Raw genomic sequence first — 17775 nt, forward strand, 5'->3', positions numbered from 1 at the left:
ACCTCTTTTTTACAAAAAAATTCAACTAAAAAGGAGGAACCGTAATGATACATCAACAAGAGTATAATGAAATTAAAAAACATTTAAGTTTGGAGCATAAATTACAGGAACAAGAGGAAGTGATTGAAGCTTTTAGAAGGGTAAAAGAGGGTGGGAAGTTCAGTATTAATGATTTGCAAATTGTTCAACGAACACTCATGGAACAATCAAATGTTTCTTATCGAGAAAGAACTCTTGATTTAGGTGATGCTATATTTATGTTAGAACGTGAAAGTGAATTGACAAAAGACATGGTTAGTAAATCAAGGAAAAGGTTAAAAAAGAGAGGGTTGGATTTAGATAGGTTAAGGCGACAAAGAAGATTACAACATGAGAAGATGAGGCAAGAGCGAGAGTTAGGTGTCTAGTGAATGTTTAGGATGATAATAAGTGTATTTAAAAACAGAAGTGAACTCTTCTTTATTAGGAGTTTAACACTTCTGTTTTTTTTATTTGTTTTTGGTGCTATAGCCTTTGCTATTTATTACTAATTGGGGGTAATTGCATGTATGAACTTTTGCCGTTGTATAAGGTACTTTTACCTGAATGGGTTTTCAAAACTGGTACAGATAAGGAGGTTGAAGAAAATGCAATAGAATATTTAAAACGTTGCTATCCTGAACGAGAATTCATCAAGGTAGATGGTAAATTTGCTTTGTGCCGATTAAAAAATTGTAAAATATAATAGTGAAAGGAGATTGACCCATAAATGGGACTTACATTAATTTTAGCGGAGAAACCGAACCAAGCTAAAGCATATTCAGATGCTTTTAAAAATACGATTAGAAAAGATGGTTACATTGAAGTGAATGATAATCGTTTTTTTAATGGTCAAAAAGCGGTAATTACTTGGGGGATTGGTCATTTAGTTGAATTGGCTCCGCCTGAAGAATATAAAGAAGAATGGAAAAAATGGTCATTGGATACTTTGCCAATATTGCCTAAACAATTTAAGTTCCAAGTAGCTAAGGATAAACGGAAGCAGTTTAATGTGGTTAAGAAATTATTAATGAAGGCAAGCGAAATCATTGTGGCTACAGACTGCGATCGGGAAGGGGAAAATATTGCAAGAAGTATTATAAAGTTGTCCGGTGCTAGTGGTAAACCAACCAAAAGATTATGGATTAATTCATTAGAAATAGACGAAATACAAAAAGGCTTTAGTAATTTAAAGAAAGGAAATGATTACTTACCTCTTTATGAAGAAGCAAAAACGAGACAAATTAGTGATTGGTTAGTGGGTATCAATGCTTCGCGATTGTACACTTTACTAATGCAGAAAAAAGGATTGAGAGGGGTTTATAGTGTTGGTCGAGTTCAGACACCAACACTCTATTTGATTTACAAAAGGCAAAATGAAGTTGAAAATTTCCAGTCGAAGCCTTTTTACGAATTAGTTGGTGATATTACTACAGACGCAGGAACCTTCAATGCAAAGCATAAAGAAAGGTTTGATCAAGAAGAAAAAGCCAAGGAACTATTACAATCACACGGCATTACAGATGGAAAAAATAATGGGGTCATTAAGAGCGTCGAAAAGCAATTGAAAAAATCAAAGGCTCCTAAACTCCACTCTTTGTCTACCTTGCAAACAAAAGCAAATAAAAAATGGAAATATAGTCCATCGGAAGTACTAAAAATTGTACAGGGATTATATGAAAAGAAATTGGTTACCTATCCACGTACAGATTGTCACTTTATTACCGACAATGAATTTAATTATGTGAAAGAAAAACTATCCGAATACCAATCCTGTTTGGGTATTCAGTTTGATGTAGCCTATCCAAATGCAAGAAAAGGATATGTTGATGGAGCAAAGGTTCAAGAACACTATGCACTAATACCAACAAAACAAGTCGCCCATATGGACGACCTTTCGGAAAAAGAAAGAAATATTTATAAAGAGATCCTTTCTACCACGCTATCCATGTTTGCCCCTGATTATGAATTTGAAGAAACAATAGTTGAGATTGATGTTAATGGGCTTATGTTTCATAAAACTGGTAAGATTGAAAAAAGGAAAGGGTGGAAGGTTTTACTTGGAGAAGAGTCCGAGACAAAAAAAGACGATGAACCTATCCTTCCTGAAATGAATGAAGGGGATTCCTGTTCTGTCACTGTGTCGATTAAAGAAGGAATGACCAAACCGCCCAAATTGTTCACCGAAGGGAATCTTATCCAAGTTATGAAGAATGCCGGAAAGGAAGTCGATGATGAGAACGTTAAGGCAATTTTAAAGCAGACAGAAGGGATTGGAACGGAAGCGACAAGGGCAAACATTATTGATACTTTAAAGCATCAGGAATATATTGAAATCAAGAAGAATACCGTTTACGTGACGCCAAAAGGAGCATTGCTTTGCCAAGCAGTAGACGGCACTCTTTTAGCTAGCGCTGAAATGACGGCAAAATGGGAGCAGTATTTATCAAAAATCGGTAAAAATGAAGGATCTCAACAAACGTTTCTTGATACAATTGAAAAATTCATTTTATCTTTATTGGATACTGTGCCGAAACAAGTAGAAAATATAAAAGAACAGATTGACCAGGCAATGGAAAAAACATTCATTGGTATATGTCCTCAATGTCAAAATGAAAAAATAGAAGATAAAGGTACTTTTTATGGTTGTACTGGCTATCGGGATGGGTGTACATTTACTTTACCAAAAATTTATTTAGGAAAAAAACTATCTGAAACAGATATAAAAGCATTATTGAGCGGTAAACGTACAAAATTGATTAAGGGTTTTAAAAGTAAAAAAGGAAAAAAATTTGATGCTTACCTACGAATTGAACATGGAAAGATAAAGTTTGATTTTCCTTAATTAAAATGGCTTATTCTGTAATTTGTCTTTGTAGTAAAGGTAATTGGATTGTGATATAATATAACATAGAGGTGATTTCATGGAAATTTGCGGAGTGAAATTTACGGATCAGAAACAATTTGAAGCTGTTAAAGCGAGCATTCATTCATCAATGATTGAAGGGTTTAAACCTACAAAAGAAAGTGTTGAACATATTAAGGCTGTTCTGGATGGTAAAATGACAATGGAACAATTAGCTGAATTTCATAAACAGAACGAGAAAAATATGTACTTAAATCAGAATGCTTTTTCTAACTGACGAAAAAGCATTTTTATTTTTTGTTGAGGTAAAGAAAATGAATTTTTACGATAAACATTTTGATTATAAAAATAATGTTTTGAAAAATAAAATTGGTTTGAAAAGTAGTAGTGAATTGGAAATTTTTGAAGCAAAGGCTTCAACTATTCGTCTAGCTGAACTTAGGAACAAGAAAATAGCAAAAAATTTGTCTATGAAAGATTATAAAGAAATTCACAAATATCTGTTTCAAGATGTTTATGATTGGGCAGGGGAATATCGTACAGTCGATATTCATAAAGGGAATACATCTTTTTTACCTTGTCAATTTATTAACAAAGCCGAAGAACAACTCGAACAATCAATCCAGCTTTTTTTTAGCAACAAAAACAACTCAAAAGAATTCATTTGCAAAGAGTTAGGAAAAATATTGTGTGATTTGAATTATATGCATCCGTTTAGAGAAGGAAATGGAAGGACACAAAGGGAATTTATAAGGCAGTTGGCTGATTTAAAAGGCTATGCGTTAGACATAACTCCTAATAATGATCTGTATATGATTGCATCAATAAAAGACGATGAAATATTAATGTATGAAGCATTAAAAAAAGACATTAAAAGTAAAAAAAGTATCGAAAAAAACAAATTTAAAAATGAACACGAAAAATGATGTATCCTCTTTTTTTTGCTCCTTACGTCATACTACAGTATGATTTATGTCTTTATTGGAAAATGAAATGTGATACTATATAGATACTATATAGATACTCTATGAGCTTAGAAAGGTGATAATATAATAGTATGAGGGTTAAACGCCTTAGAATCCCCCTTTTTTAATCCTATACGAAGTTTGCAAAACTTTGTATAGGATTATTTTATTATAAGGACTTCTATTTAATAAATAGGAGTCCTTTTTTTATTTAGTTTAGAAAGTGGTGATATTGATAGGTGTTTTTAAATCTTTTAAAAGGGGTGCTATTTAAACATCTGAAAGTGACGGGATCTTAGGGAGGTAGAGTATGACGAAAAAAATGGAGATTTGGAAGGTTGATAAAGGGGAGGTAGATGTTCAATATTTGATTGACCCAAAAGAGGTAGTGGAGAAAATAGAAATTGGTGGAAGTTCCCTAGTAATTGATGGTATATCGGATTTAAGTTATGGAGAAGAATTAGATTTAAGTAATCAGTTGGAACGATTTAAAAATGAAATGGAGGAAAAAGAAGAATATTTTAATGCTGACGAACCAGAAGATCTGAAAAAGTTCTTAGAAGTTTGTGGATATGAAAATATTGAGGTTGATTATGCGGATGATTATTTAGATTTTGTTCATGAAAATGAAAACAGGCTTGTATATGATGGCATGAATAAAGTGTTTTTCTCATTAACCGATTTTGAACCGTGTGAAGTGTATGAATGGTGGAATGGATCGAATTATGAAACATTAAAACACGCCTATTATGATGAAGGGGTGATAAAAACAGAAATTGAAATAACGGAAGATTCTGTCGATTTGGGTGAATGGGATGGTCGAAATTGGACGACTGGTGGCTTGGGTCATCATCAGAATGTTTACAAAGTCAAGTCCGTTGATGGAGAAAAGGTGGAAGATCAATATTTGCTTGAAGAATCTTCTCAATGGCAAGGTGATCATACGTTAGGGCAAGTGATGAGCGAATATGAATTAATCAATCATCTTCAAGAACTTGGTCGGGATGTTGAAGAATATATGAGTGCGATTAAGTCACTGGACTTAAATGAAGGATTTACCAAAGAAAAAAATTCGGAACAAGAGTTGGAACGTTAAGGGCTTAGATTATTAAGCTCTTTTTCTTTTGATAAAAAATTTAAAAAAAGGAGAAAGAATATGAGGATTTATGTAGCAAATTTAGCGAAGTATAATGAAGGTGAGTTAGTCGGTGGTTGGTTTGATTTACCAGTAGAGATTGAAGAGGTTTATCAAACAATTTTTGAACCTCATGAATTGGATTCAAACGGTCAGCCGCATGGAGACTTTGCTATTCATGATTATGAGTTGCCGTTTGAAATTAGTGAGTATGAAGATATTGAAAAACTTAATAAAATGGCGGAGTATTTACAAGGATTGGATACCGCAGAACCTATATTGGCAGGTAATTATGATATGGGGGATGTTATTAGTTTTGCTCAAGAGACTGAAAAAGAAGAATATGTTGAGGATATTATTTATACAGAGGATTTAGATGAATATGTGCAATATCGTTTAGAACAAGGTGGTTGGCAGGGTGTTAAGTTTATGTTAAAAGATATTAATTATATTAACGATGATTATTACCGAATCAATGGTTATGGGAATATAGAAGAGGTTCCACAAAACTATCATGAAGAGTTAGTTCAAGAAATAATGAGTGAAATAAAGGGCGATTTTTTAGAGAAAAAAATATCTAAATCTATGAATAAAAATAAACAAACTGAATTAGAGCGATAAGACCTCCACTTTTATGTTGTTGACGTGGAGCGATAGAACGAAAGAGACTTCACATAATAGGAGTCTCTCTTTTATTTTTTTAAGGAGTGAGGTTTTCTATGGATTTGTCTGTTATATCTTACGGAGAAAATTTAAATGTTACGTTGGGTGTGATAAAAGCGTTTCGAGAGGAAAGTGTGGTGTTTTCCCTAAATGGGGAAGAAGTTGTCATTCCTACATCCACTAATACGTTGAACCGATTAAAGGAAATAGTGGAGGAAAATGAATTTGCCCTCATTCCGATCCATATGGAGACAAAAACGGTCATTTTGGATTTTAAAATCCCTGAACAGGGATTGGCTGAATTAGTAGAAGGGATTGATGAACCGCATTTGTTATAGATCATGAATTTCAGAAGATGGAGTCGGCTCGTACCGGCTCTCTTTTTTTTTTTTTAATGATCAAGGAGGACACAAAATGGCAAAGACACAATATAAGGGAAAAACATGGGAAGATAAACGGAAGGAAATTGAAAACTTGACCAATAAAATGGAAAGGCAAATAACTGAATATTTCCATAGCCCTGAAAGTATTAAGGAATATTTGAACTTTATGGGGAAGTTCCATAACTATTCCGTAAATAATACTTTATTAATTCAAGATCAATTCCCAGGAGCCACGGCAGTAGGGTCTTTTAAGTTTTGGAAGGATAAAGGATTTGCTGTTAAAAAAGGTGAAAAAGGCATAAAAATCCTTGTACCTAAAATTACCACATACTTTGAGCGTGGGGATAAAGAAGTTCAATTAAAATACGCAACGAAAGAGGAAAAGGAGAAGATTGCCAATAAAGAAATCAAAACGTATACACGCACTTTTTTTGATGTAGGGCATGTATTCGATGTATCGCAAACGACAGCGACACTGGATGACTTGCCAAAGATTTTTCCGAATCGTTGGTTAGATGGTTCTGTTGAAAATTATGAATCTATGTATCAAGCACTTGAAAAGGTTGCTGAAAATAGTGGAATCAAAATTGTGGAGCCTTACTCTGAATTAGGAAGTGCAAAAGGAGTTAGTTATACCTTACGTAAAGAAGTTGCGCTTAACCCACGTAATACGGAGTTGCAGAATGTAAAGACATTGGTTCATGAGTTAGCACATGCCGTATTGCATACCGAAGAAACATATGATCAATATAGTGCGCAAGAAAAAGAATTTCAGGCTGAAATGGTTGCTTATACGGTGTCTAGTTACTTTGGGTTGGATACTAGCGAATACTCATTACCGTATTTGCATCATTGGACAGAAGGGAAAAAATTAAAAGAACAGGAGAAGTTGTTAAAAGAAGTAAGGGAGACAGCACATGAGTTCATTTCCATCATCGAAGAAGAAATAGTTAAGGAAAGGGGGAAAGAGATGGAAAATAAGAGAGAACATGAAAAGGTAGATCCCTATCAGGAAGCATTGGTCATTCAAGAAAACTATGGACTATTATCTAATATTGCAGAATGGGAAAATGAAAAGTTTTTGAATTACTTAAAGTCAGTTGATGAAGAAACGTTTAAAAAATATATAGAATATAAAAAAACATATGAAAGAGAAGTGATAGAAGAAAAGAATTTAGCCCATGAATTGTGGGAAGCGTGGGAAACATCGGAAAATGAAGTAAAGAACAATTTGTTAAAAACGGAGAAAAAAGAAAAAGGAAATTGGGTGAATAGGAACAGAAAAAAAGTTATGCAGGAAATGGAACGATAAGGGGCTTCTAGTAAAAAGAACCGTCTAGGGGTTCTCTTTTTTATTTTGTTCAGGAGGTAAAGATTTATGCGAAACTACTTGCAAAATTTGAAAGAGGATTTAGAACTAATGAGTAGCGAGCAAGCCACTATCACGGTTAGCAGAAAAGACTTAGAAAAGCTTGTTGAATCACATGAAAAATTGTTGGCTTACCAGCAAGACAAAGAAAAGAAAAGGGCAGTGGATAGGGAACGGTAAAAATACGGTATTCTTTATTCTAATCTTAAATTTAGATTGTTTAAGTCTATTAATAAAAAGCAAACTGAATTAGTGTGATAAGACTTCTATTTTCTTCTGTAGAGGTCTTTTTTCATGGAAGGGTGTGTATATGGTGTATGTTGTTGAAATAGACGCAAGAAAATTAACAAATAAAGCGTATGACAAGTATCAAGACGATTATTATTACAAACATGCTACCAACAATGGGGCTTTCTCGACTGTTCATCCTGATGCGCCTAAGTTAAAAACAAAAAAACAATTTATGCGGTTAAAGGACACAGAAAAAATGGTATTGCAAGAATTGAAAGATATGGGGATAGAAATAAAGGAAGAAACTTTTTATTCACCAAATAATAATAAAATCATTTTTTCATTACACGAAGATCGTCAAGATGCTATTAAAATTACGAATAGCCTATGGGGGAAAGGTTTAGATGCCTTATACGTAAACGACTATAATTTGGTTGAAAAAACAAAGCAAAGGTTGGAAGCGACAAAATCAAAAAATTCATCTTTTGAATTAGAACGCTAGGCAGTCCTCACGTTAGGATTGTCTTTTTTAATATAGAAGGGGTTGATAATAATATGCGAATCGCACCAATGTGGGAAACCGAAAATGCTCTTTATCATTTTCGCGAAAAAGACCGAGCAGAATATCATGCTGGGGAAAAGCCAAATTTGAAATATGCAGTGTTAGATAGGGACTTCTTCATTAGTACATGGCAACGAAAAGACATGGATGGGATTCATGAAATATTCGACACAGAAAAAGAAGCGTATAATTATATTTTTGATCATAATAAAAGTTTTTATTTGGACAAAATTGATGCACTATTTGCAGAAAAGATAGAAGAGTTGAATGTTCAAGTTATTGCTTATCAGTTTGATGAAGAAAAAAACTTACATGTTTTATGTCAAAGAGATTCTGATCGCTCTTATATATCATGGTCATCTTATTATACAGGTGAAAAAAATAGTTCATTCGAGAATTTTTACAACGGTAAGTATGACATGGATTTAGCGCAAGGAATACGTGAGTTGAAGAAACGAAGTGGTAAGGAAGTAGATGTAAATTATCCCATGGTAAAAGAATTGACGAGTTTAGGAAATGATTGGAATCGAAATTTTTCTGAACTTGCAAATGAAGAACATGATGAAAAAACTTGGGAAATAATGACTTCTTTTTATAACGATTGTCTAAAGTTTTGGAGAAAAGAGCAAGAAAATTATGGCAATGTGAGTAATGAGGAGGTTCAGAAATTAGCTTTAAGGGATGTTTCTGTTATTACAACTAATCCTTACTCTCCTAATGGAGAAAAATTGGATGAGAAAACACAGGAAAAATGGATTAAAAATAAGAAAAAACAATTAGTGAATACAAAGAATGCGAAATCCAAAAATCTTGAACGTTAATATGGAAGGGCGTATAAATGTGAACTTAAAAAGAAGATGCTTTATTTGCTATCAATCTTTTAAAAAGGGATAGTTGTTTTAGATGGGGATTCCACTTAGAACATAGCATGAAATTAATTTTAACCCTCTGTAATTTTTACATGAGGTGATATTTGTATGGAATTATCCAAAAAATTTTTATCAAATTTAAAGAACCGTTTACTACAGAATGAAGCTATTGAAAGATATAAGGGGAGGGATGGTGTAAAAAATCTTGCTATAGATATTGGTGATTCTTTGGAATTACTTGAAGCTAAGGAAGCAAAATATGTAATAGAAAAATCTTATCAAGAGTTGGTTCACGATGTGTATGGCGATCAGGAAATGGATGAAAAGTCATGGAAATTATGGATAGTAGAAGGCATGGGGAATGTTCATAAAAGTTTACAACAGCAAGTAATGAAAAATACGAGCGTTTCGGCACAGAAAGCGAAAAATGAAATCTATTTAGATCGGTAAAGAGCTTCTTTTATATAGAAGTTCTTTATTTTTTTGCCTTAAATCAAAGAAAGGTTGTATTGATAGATGGCAATTAATAATGGTTTATTTACGTCAAATACAGATATGTGGGCTACTCCACAAGATTTCTTTGATAAATTGAATGCGGAATTCAATTTTGAGTTAGATGTATGTGCAACAGAAGATAATGCAAAATGTAGTAAGTATTACAGTCCAGAAGAGGATGGCTTACAGCAAGAATGGAAAGGAATATGTTGGATGAATCCTCCTTACGGTCGTGTAATTGGGGATTGGGTTAAGAAAGCCTATGAATCTTCTTTAAAAGGGGCTACAGTTGTTTGTTTATTACCGGCTAGAACAGATACAAAATGGTGGCATGATTACTGTATGAAAGGTGAAATAAGATTTGTAAAAGGCAGATTAAAGTTCGGTGAAAGTAAAAATTCTGCTCCATTTCCAAGTGCGGTGGTTATCTTTGGGGACAAAGCGAAAACCAACACTTTAATTGCAATGTAACCAAACTTCATCACATTAAATTTTGAATATGCTAAATCCGGCAATATTAAGGACTCTTATCCAAATGGGATAAGGGTCTTTTTTTGTTTTTTAAAAATATTAATTTGGACAAACCATCCCTTCATACATTGTAAAAAAGGAAAGGTGGGAGGCGAACTGAAAAAAGAAAATCAGTGTAAATCTTATTATAAAATAAAAGTTACGCATCCGAAAAACCAAACTTCCCTTGAAGATATAAAATCCTCTTTGGCGTTTAAGGATATAGTTAGAAAGATATTAATACATTATGAAACTAACAAATAATAAGTATATCCCCACTGGCATTTATCCAAAAAGGGGATATACTTATTTGTATAAACATAAAAAATAAAACGTTATAGAGGTGTTATAATGATTCAATTAAAGGGAGAAGAAAAACTTTCATTAGAACAAATATTTAATTTAATAGGAAAAATAAATGCGATAATATATGCTCGTGTATCAACAGCGGATCAAGCGAAGAAGGGGTATAGTATTGAGTCACAAATTGAAATGTGCAAGCAAAGGGCATTGTCTAAGTTTGGATTTAAAGAAAACGAATTAGTTGTTGTAATAGAAGATGGGAGGATGGGCGATGATCCTAATAGACCTGGATTAAATTATGTGTTGTATCTCTTAGAAAAAGGAATTGGAAAGAAGTTAATTATGCTCCACCCTGACAGGTTCACTCGTGATAACACATTACAGGGTGTTATATCAAGAAGAATTTGGTCAATGGGTATTGATATTGAATTTATTGAATTTGAAGTTGATCCTGATAATCCCGAATCAATGTTGATGTATAACATTCAAGGGTCAATTGCTCAATATAATAAAGCGAAAATTTTAGCTAATTCAAGAAGGGGAAGAGTGCAAAAAGCAAGAAAAGGAGAACTTCCTAGTTTTAAACGTCTATATGGATACAAATATGATAAGAAAATTCAATTGCTTGAAATTAACGATGAAGAAGCGATGGTTTATATAGATATGGTTGACATGCTGTTAAATCAAGACATGAGTTGTAATCAAATAGCGCAAGAACTTTCAAGAAAAGGTATTCCTGCTCCTAATGGGGATATTTGGTATCAGACAACGGTGACAAGAATTTTAAGAAACGAAAGCTACACCGGTAATTATTATTATGGAAAATCAAAAGTAGTACAAAAAGACGGAGAAAAAAAGCAAGTTCCCCAACCAAGAGAAGAATGGATAAAAATTGCTATCCCCCCTTTGATTGACGAAGAAACATTCTTATTAATTCAAAAAAAGATTGATGCCTTAAATAAAGCTAAGGGCAGAAAATCAAAGTCATATCTACTAAAAGGGATAGTGAAATGTGGGAGATGTGGTGCATCGGCTGGTTCAGGAATAACATCCAAGGTTAAAAGCGGAGTTTATAAATACTATTCGTGCAGAAATAAATCGGCTAAAGGGTATATTGTAGGGACAGGAAAAAAAGCAAAAAAATGTGAAGGAGTTAATTGGAGGGTAGACATTGTAGATGAAATTGTTTGGAAATGGCTACTCGATAAAATAAATAATCCCGAAACCGTTATTAAAGAAATTACAAAAGAGTTAAGCGATACACACAAGTTAAGTTCCCTAGAAAAACAAAAAGATGAAATTCAAAAAAAGTTAATTGAACTAGAAAAAGAAGAAACTAATTATGCAATCCTTTTCGGGAAAGGGAAAATAACTGAAAAACAATTTGATGACTTGACTAATCCAATAAAAAAACAAACCGAATCCCTTCAATATGAGTTGAACATCATAAAATCAAACTTAATAACTTTAAAGGGAGAATATAATGAAACCGAATTAATAAAGAAAAATATAAAAAAGTTTCAGGAGGTTATTAAAGGCAATCTTGAAATGAAGGATAAAAGAACAATCGTACAAATGTTTGTCGAGAGAGTGATATTAAACGAAGATTTTACTATTGAGATTATTACTAAATGGGGAAGTAATGAAAGCAACCCTAACCAATATGGTCAAGAATATGGTCAAGTCGAAAAAAATGCCTACTCACATAAAAAACAAAACAATGTTCAAGCATATGGAGGATAAGCAGCATTCCTTTATTTTAATTTTGGCTGGATACTCAAAAGAAATGGATTACTTCTTAAGTTTAAATCCCGGATTGCAGTCAAGATTTCCACTGGTTTTCCAGTTTCCGGATTACTCGGTAAATGAACTGATGGAAATAGCCGATCGGATGCTGAAAGAAAAACAATACGAGTTGACTCATGCGGCAGGGACAAAATTGAAGGAACATTTATTGTATATCAAATCTAGAAATCAGCCTTCTTTTTCCAATGGCCGCTACGTAAGAAATATTATTGAAAAAGCGGTCAGATCTCAGGCGATGAGACTGCTGGCAGAGCCGGATATTAAGCGCCAGGATTTGTTAATGCTGCACAGCAGAGATTTAACATTTAAGGATTCATGATTGTTTTTTATTGTCAATTTTATTGAGAAGAGATCCGCCTTTTTGGGGCGGCTTTTTTTTGAACCGGTACGAAATTTGCTATGATGGAAGAAGAATCCAAGGAAAGCAGGGGATGTTGTGTCAGAATCTAGAGTGGAAAAAGCAATTCTTGTCGGCTGTCAGCTGGATGAGAGTGACCGGAAATTTCATTATTCCATGGAGGAGCTGGCATCCCTTACCGCAACTGCCCGTGGTGAAGTGCTGGCTGCACTTCACCAAAAAAGGGAAAGGGTGCACCCCGCGACGTATATTGGTAAGGGGAAATTGGAAGAACTCCGTCAATTGGAAGTGGAGATGGAACCGGATGTAATCATTTTCAATGATGAATTAACCCCGACACAATTACGGAATTTACAAAACACCCTTTCGGCAAGAGTGATCGACCGTACCCATCTGATTTTAGATATTTTTGCGCAGCGCGCCAAATCAAAAGAGGGGATCCTGCAAGTTGAACTTGCTCAACTTCAATATTTATTGCCGAGACTGGCCGGTCAGGGGACGGCTCTTTCCAGGCTCGGAGGCGGTATCGGTACCCGGGGTCCCGGTGAAACTCAGCTTGAGACAGACCGTCGTCATATTAGACGAAGGATCCTTGATATTAAAAATCAGCTGCAAACCATTGTACACCATCGGGAGAGGTACCGTGAAAGACGGAAGAAAAACAATACATTTCAAATAGCCATCGTCGGTTATACCAATGCAGGGAAATCCACATTATTTAACCGTTTATCCATGGCAAAATCATTTGAAGAAGACAAGTTGTTTGCAACACTGGACCCTATGACAAGAAGATTGGTTCTTCCCAGCGGCTACTCGGCTTTGATCACAGATACGGTGGGGTTCATTCAGGATCTACCCACCACATTAATCGCTGCTTTCCGCTCTACGCTGGAAGAGGTAAAGGAAGCAAACCTGCTGCTGCATGTAGTGGACAGTTCCAGCCCGGATTATTTCAGCCATGAAAAAACAGTGAATGATTTATTGAAGGAACTGGAGATGGAGCATGTCCCCCAGCTGACCGTTTATAATAAGGCAGATGAGGTGCATCCTGATTTTGTCCCGAGTTCCGGTGAAACGATGCTGATCAGTGCTTTCGAGGAATCCGACAGGAACCGTTTAAAGCAAAAAATAGAACAGATGGCTCTGGCATCCATGACCCCCTATCATGTCCTCGTACCTTCTGATGAAGGGCGGCTTCTCTCCGTATTGAAAAGTGAAACAGTATTGAGGGAACTTGTTTTTATCGAGGAAAAACAAGCATATAAATGCAAAGGATATGTAATACCGGAACATCCGGTCACAGGTTCGTTAAGATTATTTGAAGTGTAAAGGCGGAGGAGAAAAATGTATCAACAATTACAACAATGTGAAACATTAAAGCCGGTCATTGAGCAGGCTGAGCAAAAGGTGAAGACGGTACACGAGAAGATTGACCGCATCATTGAAGAAAATCAATATAAAGTGTTAAAGAGCTTTCAAAAGCACCAGGTCGGCGACATTCATTTTACACCTTCTACGGGCTATGGGTACAATGATTTGGGCCGTGAAACATTAGAAAACATTTACGCAGATGTTTTTGGCGGTGAAGCGGCTCTCGTTCGGCAGCAGATTGTTTCAGGTACACATGCCATTTCCATCTCATTATTCGGGGTTTTACGTCCGGGTGACGAGCTTCTATACATAACCGGGAAACCATATGATACGCTGGAAGAAGTGGTGGGGATACGAGGCAACGGAAATGGTTCCTTAAAAGAGTTTGGAATCAGCTATCAGGCTGTACCTTTAAAAGAAAATGGCAAGGTTGACTTCAGGGAAGTACAGAATGCTATAAAGCCCCATACAAAAGTAATCGGTATTCAACGATCAAAGGGCTATGATGACCGCCCATCGTTTACCATTAAAGAAATTGAAGAAATGATACGCTTTGTTAAAGAAATAAATCCGGAACTGATTGTATTTGTCGACAATTGCTACGGAGAATTTGTAGAGACGAAGGAGCCGTGTGATGTTGGCGCTGATTTGATGGCGGGTTCACTTATAAAAAATCCTGGCGGCGGCATTGTTAAGAGCGGAGGATATATTGTCGGAAAAGAATCTTTAGTAGAGGCCTGCTCCTATCGGATGACGTCACCGGGTTTAGGTGCAGAATCCGGGGCTTCCTTATATACTTTATTGGAAATGTATCAGGGGTTTTTCCTGGCCCCGCATATAACAGGCCAGGCACTAAAAGGCGCCGTTTTTACTTCTGCTTTTTTGGAAATGCTCGGTATGCGGACTACACCAAAATGGGATGATCCGCGGACAGATTTAATACAGGCCGTCCAATTTGCCAATGCCGATATGATGATTGAATTTTGTCAGGCCATCCAGGCGTCTTCTCCCGTCGATTCATATGTCACTCCTTTTCCAGGAGAAATGCCCGGATACAATGATCCGGTTATTATGGCGGCAGGTGCTTTTATTCAAGGGGCAAGCATTGAACTTTCAGCGGATGGGCCGATCCGTCCGCCGTACTCTGCCTATGTCCAAGGCGGATTAACATACGCCCATGTGAAAATTGCCATTATATCTGCAGTACATCAATTATTGGAAAAAGGTTTGATTACAGTCAAATAAGTGTATACATAAGAGTGACTGCAGTAATATTGCTGTCAATTAAAATGTTCTTGACAGATAAAAAAGCGGGATTTATATTATCAAAGTGGTATTTTTTCTCGCAGATCTAGTCATGGCTGCAGAGTATTCTGCTTCAATACGGGAGGAATTTTAGTTCAATGGGAGTATTTACAAAAGAGAGTATTACTCAACTAGCTGAGGAGCAAAATGTTAAATTTGTCAGGCTCCAATTTACTGACATTATGGGAACCGTAAAAAATGTAGAAATTCCCATCAGTCAGTTGGAAAAGGCACTCGATAATAAAATGATGTTTGATGGTTCATCAATCGAGGGCTTCGTGAGGATTGAAGAATCTGATATGTATCTCGTTCCGGATTTGGATACATGGGTCATTTTTCCGTGGACGGCTGAAAAAGGAAAGGTGGCAAGACTGATTTGCGATGTATACCACCAGGAGGGAGAGCCTTTTCTGGGCGACCCGCGGAGTAATTTGAAAAGAGTTTTAAAAGAAATGGAACAATATGGGTTTACTGAATTTAACCTTGGACCTGAGCCGGAATTCTTTTTATTCAAGCTTGATGAAAAAGGGGATCCCACCCTTGATTTAAACGATAATGGCGGGTACTTTGACTTGGCTCCTACAGACTTGGGAGAAAATTGCCGCCGTGATATTGTACTCGAATTGGAGGAAATGGGATTTGAAATTGAAGCTTCCCATCATGAGGAAGCGCCCGGCCAGCATGAAATTGATTTTAAATATGCCGATGCTGTCACAGCATGCGACAATATACAAACCTTTAAGCTTGTTGTTAAGACGATCGCACGAAAACATGGTTTACACGCTACCTTTATGCCTAAGCCACTGTTTGGAGTGGCAGGTTCCGGGATGCATTTCAATATGTCCCTGTTCAAGGACGGAAGCAATGTTTTTTATGATGAAAACGGTGAATTGAAGCTGAGTGAAACGGCGTATCAATTTATGGCAGGGATCATCAAACATGCTCCGGGATATACGGCTGTCACCAATCCGACGATCAACTCCTATAAACGTCTTGTTCCTGGATATGAAGCACCTTGTTATATCGCATGGTCTGCCCAGAACCGGAGCCCGTTGGTCAGAGTTCCTTCTTCAAGGGGACAAAGTACAAGGATTGAACTTCGCAGCGTCGATCCGACAGCCAACCCGTACCTGGCAATGGCTGTTCTTCTGCAGGCAGGGTTAAGCGGAATTAAAGATGGGCTGACACCTCCTCACCCGGTTGACCGAAATATTTATATTATGAACAAACGCGAGCGGGAAGATGAGGGTGTTGTAGATCTTCCGCATAATTTGGAAGAAGCCCTTGAAGAACTGAAAAAAGACGAAGTTATCAAGGAAGGATTGGGAAATCACATTTTTGAAAATTTTATTGAGACCAAAGAAATTGAATGGGAAATGTTCCGTACCCAAGTGCACCCATGGGAAAGGGAACAATATATGACCTTATACTGAACGGAAAAAATACTGCCCTTACTTAATGGGGGCAGTATTTTTTTATTTTTTTATAAACTCCGGATGCGATTATCAACCGGGATGCATACTTGCATTATTTATTTGTTATCATCCCATCCATAACAGACGAAAAGTGCCCCTCGCAAATGGAAAATAATGCTTACAAAATGAACCCAATATCTCAATATTAATAATCAAATCACATTCTTATTAAAAAACGGTAAAAAGGAAGCTCTTGCTTTTTCCTCCAGATATACTGATGTTAGTATGTTTTGGAGGGATAGTCATGTCAGCAAAATGGAAACTAGGGATCCCCGTTTTAATGGGTTTTCTCATAGCAGCATATTTCATAGGACAGGGGTCAGATTCAATATATGTAGATGAACCGCAAGAGCTGATTGTCGAGACAGATCAGGATATCAAAGATCATCCGGGATGGAATGAAAGTCCAAGGGAACCCATTGTGGGTGAGTCTACTGTTGAGATACCATTTACAGATGAAACAGAGAAATCTAAAGAATATAACATAAAATAAAAGTATTGAATGGCCGGGGTATGTAATCTTCACATCCTTCTTATCCTTTTACAGAGCCATATGTAACATTTGCGGTTGAAGGAATGTTCCAAGGAAGTAATTTGAACATCTTCCGCGCAGGCTCTAAGGAATGTGTGTCGATATGGAAAATTGGAAAAAGTTTATCGCAGGACATCCGGAATGTTTACAAAACCGTTCTCTGGAGATCAAAAGGGTGGTTTGAATCACTTCAAGGCTTATGATTACACGGTTCATCTCAACTATTCCGGGTCTTACTCTTGTTAGCTGCTCTTATATAAAGCGGCATACTTATCTGACCTTAGCAATTATTTAGAAAATTAAATATTGACACTTAATTAAACTATATATATAATATTACCAAAATCATCACGAATAGGCTGATATACCCGATTTAATGATAGGCCATTTTCGTATAACCTCGCTGTTGGTGCGGGGGTCTCTACAGGGAACCGTAAACCTTGGCTACGAAAAGGCGCTTTCTCCGTTTGAAGGCACCTTTTTGTAGCTATTTTTTTGGTCCAAATTACATAGGTTTCCCTCTAAAAGCCCCCCCAAACTAATCCTTCCTTGTCAGAAA

The 17775-nt window shown here is 36.0% G+C and carries 19 protein-coding genes, 1 pseudogene and 1 riboswitch; all 20 genes and pseudogenes read left to right on the plus strand.

Annotated features, from left to right (window positions below; all coding sequences use genetic code 11):
- Positions 1-44 precede the first annotated feature (44 nt).
- The 20 genes and pseudogenes from ACFSCZ_RS00580 (at position 45) to ACFSCZ_RS00675 (ending at position 17177) form a co-directional block, all read left to right on the plus strand.
- Complete coding sequence (locus ACFSCZ_RS00580) at positions 45-407, plus strand: hypothetical protein (protein WP_144460357.1); 363 nt, start codon at positions 45-47, stop codon at positions 405-407.
- Positions 408-544: 137 nt separating this feature from the next.
- Entirely contained in the window at positions 545-724 is a 180-nt protein-coding gene (locus ACFSCZ_RS00585) for a hypothetical protein (RefSeq protein WP_380771503.1), read from the plus strand.
- Between the two features lie 24 nt (positions 725-748).
- Positions 749-2863: a type IA DNA topoisomerase gene (locus tag ACFSCZ_RS00590; RefSeq protein WP_380771505.1), complete on the plus strand. Its 2115-nt coding sequence runs from the start codon at positions 749-751 to the stop codon at positions 2861-2863.
- 79 nt (positions 2864-2942) lie between these two features.
- Positions 2943-3161: an antitoxin VbhA family protein gene (locus ACFSCZ_RS00595; protein ID WP_144460390.1), complete on the plus strand. Its 219-nt coding sequence runs from the start codon at positions 2943-2945 to the stop codon at positions 3159-3161.
- A gap of 37 nt (positions 3162-3198) precedes the next feature.
- Positions 3199-3810, plus strand: a complete 612-nt coding sequence (locus ACFSCZ_RS00600) for a Fic/DOC family protein (RefSeq protein WP_380771507.1) — start codon at positions 3199-3201, stop codon at positions 3808-3810.
- Positions 3811-4159: 349 nt separating this feature from the next.
- Entirely contained in the window at positions 4160-4945 is a 786-nt protein-coding gene (locus ACFSCZ_RS00605) for a hypothetical protein (protein ID WP_380771509.1), read from the plus strand.
- 60 nt (positions 4946-5005) lie between these two features.
- A complete protein-coding gene (locus tag ACFSCZ_RS00610) occupies positions 5006-5605 on the plus strand; it encodes an antirestriction protein ArdA (protein ID WP_380771510.1) in 600 nt (199 codons plus the stop codon).
- 98 nt (positions 5606-5703) lie between these two features.
- On the plus strand, positions 5704-5985 hold the full coding sequence (locus tag ACFSCZ_RS00615) for a hypothetical protein (protein ID WP_380771511.1): 282 nt from the start codon (positions 5704-5706) through the stop codon (positions 5983-5985).
- A gap of 136 nt (positions 5986-6121) precedes the next feature.
- Positions 6122-7342, plus strand: coding sequence for an ImmA/IrrE family metallo-endopeptidase (locus ACFSCZ_RS00620; RefSeq protein ID WP_380771513.1), 1221 nt, complete (start codon positions 6122-6124; stop codon positions 7340-7342).
- A 66-nt stretch (positions 7343-7408) separates the two neighbouring features.
- Positions 7409-7579, plus strand: a complete 171-nt coding sequence (locus ACFSCZ_RS00625; RefSeq protein WP_186306581.1) for a hypothetical protein — start codon at positions 7409-7411, stop codon at positions 7577-7579.
- Between the two features lie 130 nt (positions 7580-7709).
- Positions 7710-8132 (plus strand): hypothetical protein, encoded by a 423-nt coding sequence (locus ACFSCZ_RS00630; protein WP_144460400.1) that lies wholly within the window; start codon positions 7710-7712, stop codon positions 8130-8132.
- A gap of 53 nt (positions 8133-8185) precedes the next feature.
- Positions 8186-9013, plus strand: a complete 828-nt coding sequence (locus ACFSCZ_RS00635) for a hypothetical protein (RefSeq protein WP_380771515.1) — start codon at positions 8186-8188, stop codon at positions 9011-9013.
- 156 nt (positions 9014-9169) lie between these two features.
- Positions 9170-9511 carry a hypothetical protein gene (locus tag ACFSCZ_RS00640; protein ID WP_380771517.1) on the plus strand — a complete coding sequence of 114 codons (342 nt, stop codon included), beginning with the start codon at positions 9170-9172 and terminating at the stop codon, positions 9509-9511.
- 66 nt (positions 9512-9577) lie between these two features.
- Entirely contained in the window at positions 9578-10027 is a 450-nt protein-coding gene (locus tag ACFSCZ_RS00645; RefSeq protein ID WP_380771519.1) for a DNA N-6-adenine-methyltransferase, read from the plus strand.
- Positions 10028-10417: 390 nt separating this feature from the next.
- Positions 10418-12112 carry a recombinase family protein gene (locus ACFSCZ_RS00650; RefSeq protein WP_380771522.1) on the plus strand — a complete coding sequence of 565 codons (1695 nt, stop codon included), beginning with the start codon at positions 10418-10420 and terminating at the stop codon, positions 12110-12112.
- Positions 12087-12494: pseudogene (locus ACFSCZ_RS00655) on the plus strand (stage V sporulation protein K); the annotation flags it as partial. The gene ACFSCZ_RS00650 and the pseudogene ACFSCZ_RS00655, both read left to right, overlap by 26 nt.
- Positions 12495-12611: 117 nt before the next feature.
- Positions 12612-13862 (plus strand): GTPase HflX, encoded by a 1251-nt coding sequence (gene hflX / locus ACFSCZ_RS00660; protein WP_380771524.1) that lies wholly within the window; start codon positions 12612-12614, stop codon positions 13860-13862.
- Positions 13863-13877: 15 nt separating this feature from the next.
- Positions 13878-15149: a methionine gamma-lyase family protein gene (locus ACFSCZ_RS00665; RefSeq protein ID WP_380771526.1), complete on the plus strand. Its 1272-nt coding sequence runs from the start codon at positions 13878-13880 to the stop codon at positions 15147-15149.
- Positions 15150-15307: 158 nt separating this feature from the next.
- Positions 15308-16642 (plus strand): type I glutamate--ammonia ligase, encoded by a 1335-nt coding sequence (gene glnA, locus ACFSCZ_RS00670; protein WP_380771527.1) that lies wholly within the window; start codon positions 15308-15310, stop codon positions 16640-16642.
- Between the two features lie 286 nt (positions 16643-16928).
- Complete coding sequence (locus ACFSCZ_RS00675) at positions 16929-17177, plus strand: hypothetical protein (protein ID WP_380771529.1); 249 nt, start codon at positions 16929-16931, stop codon at positions 17175-17177.
- A gap of 409 nt (positions 17178-17586) precedes the next feature.
- Positions 17587-17683: riboswitch (purine riboswitch) on the plus strand.
- Positions 17684-17775: the final 92 nt, after the last annotated feature.

It is taken from the genome of Siminovitchia sediminis (assembly GCF_042680885.1).
GTDB classification, from domain to species: domain Bacteria; phylum Bacillota; class Bacilli; order Bacillales; family Bacillaceae_C; genus Siminovitchia; species Siminovitchia sediminis.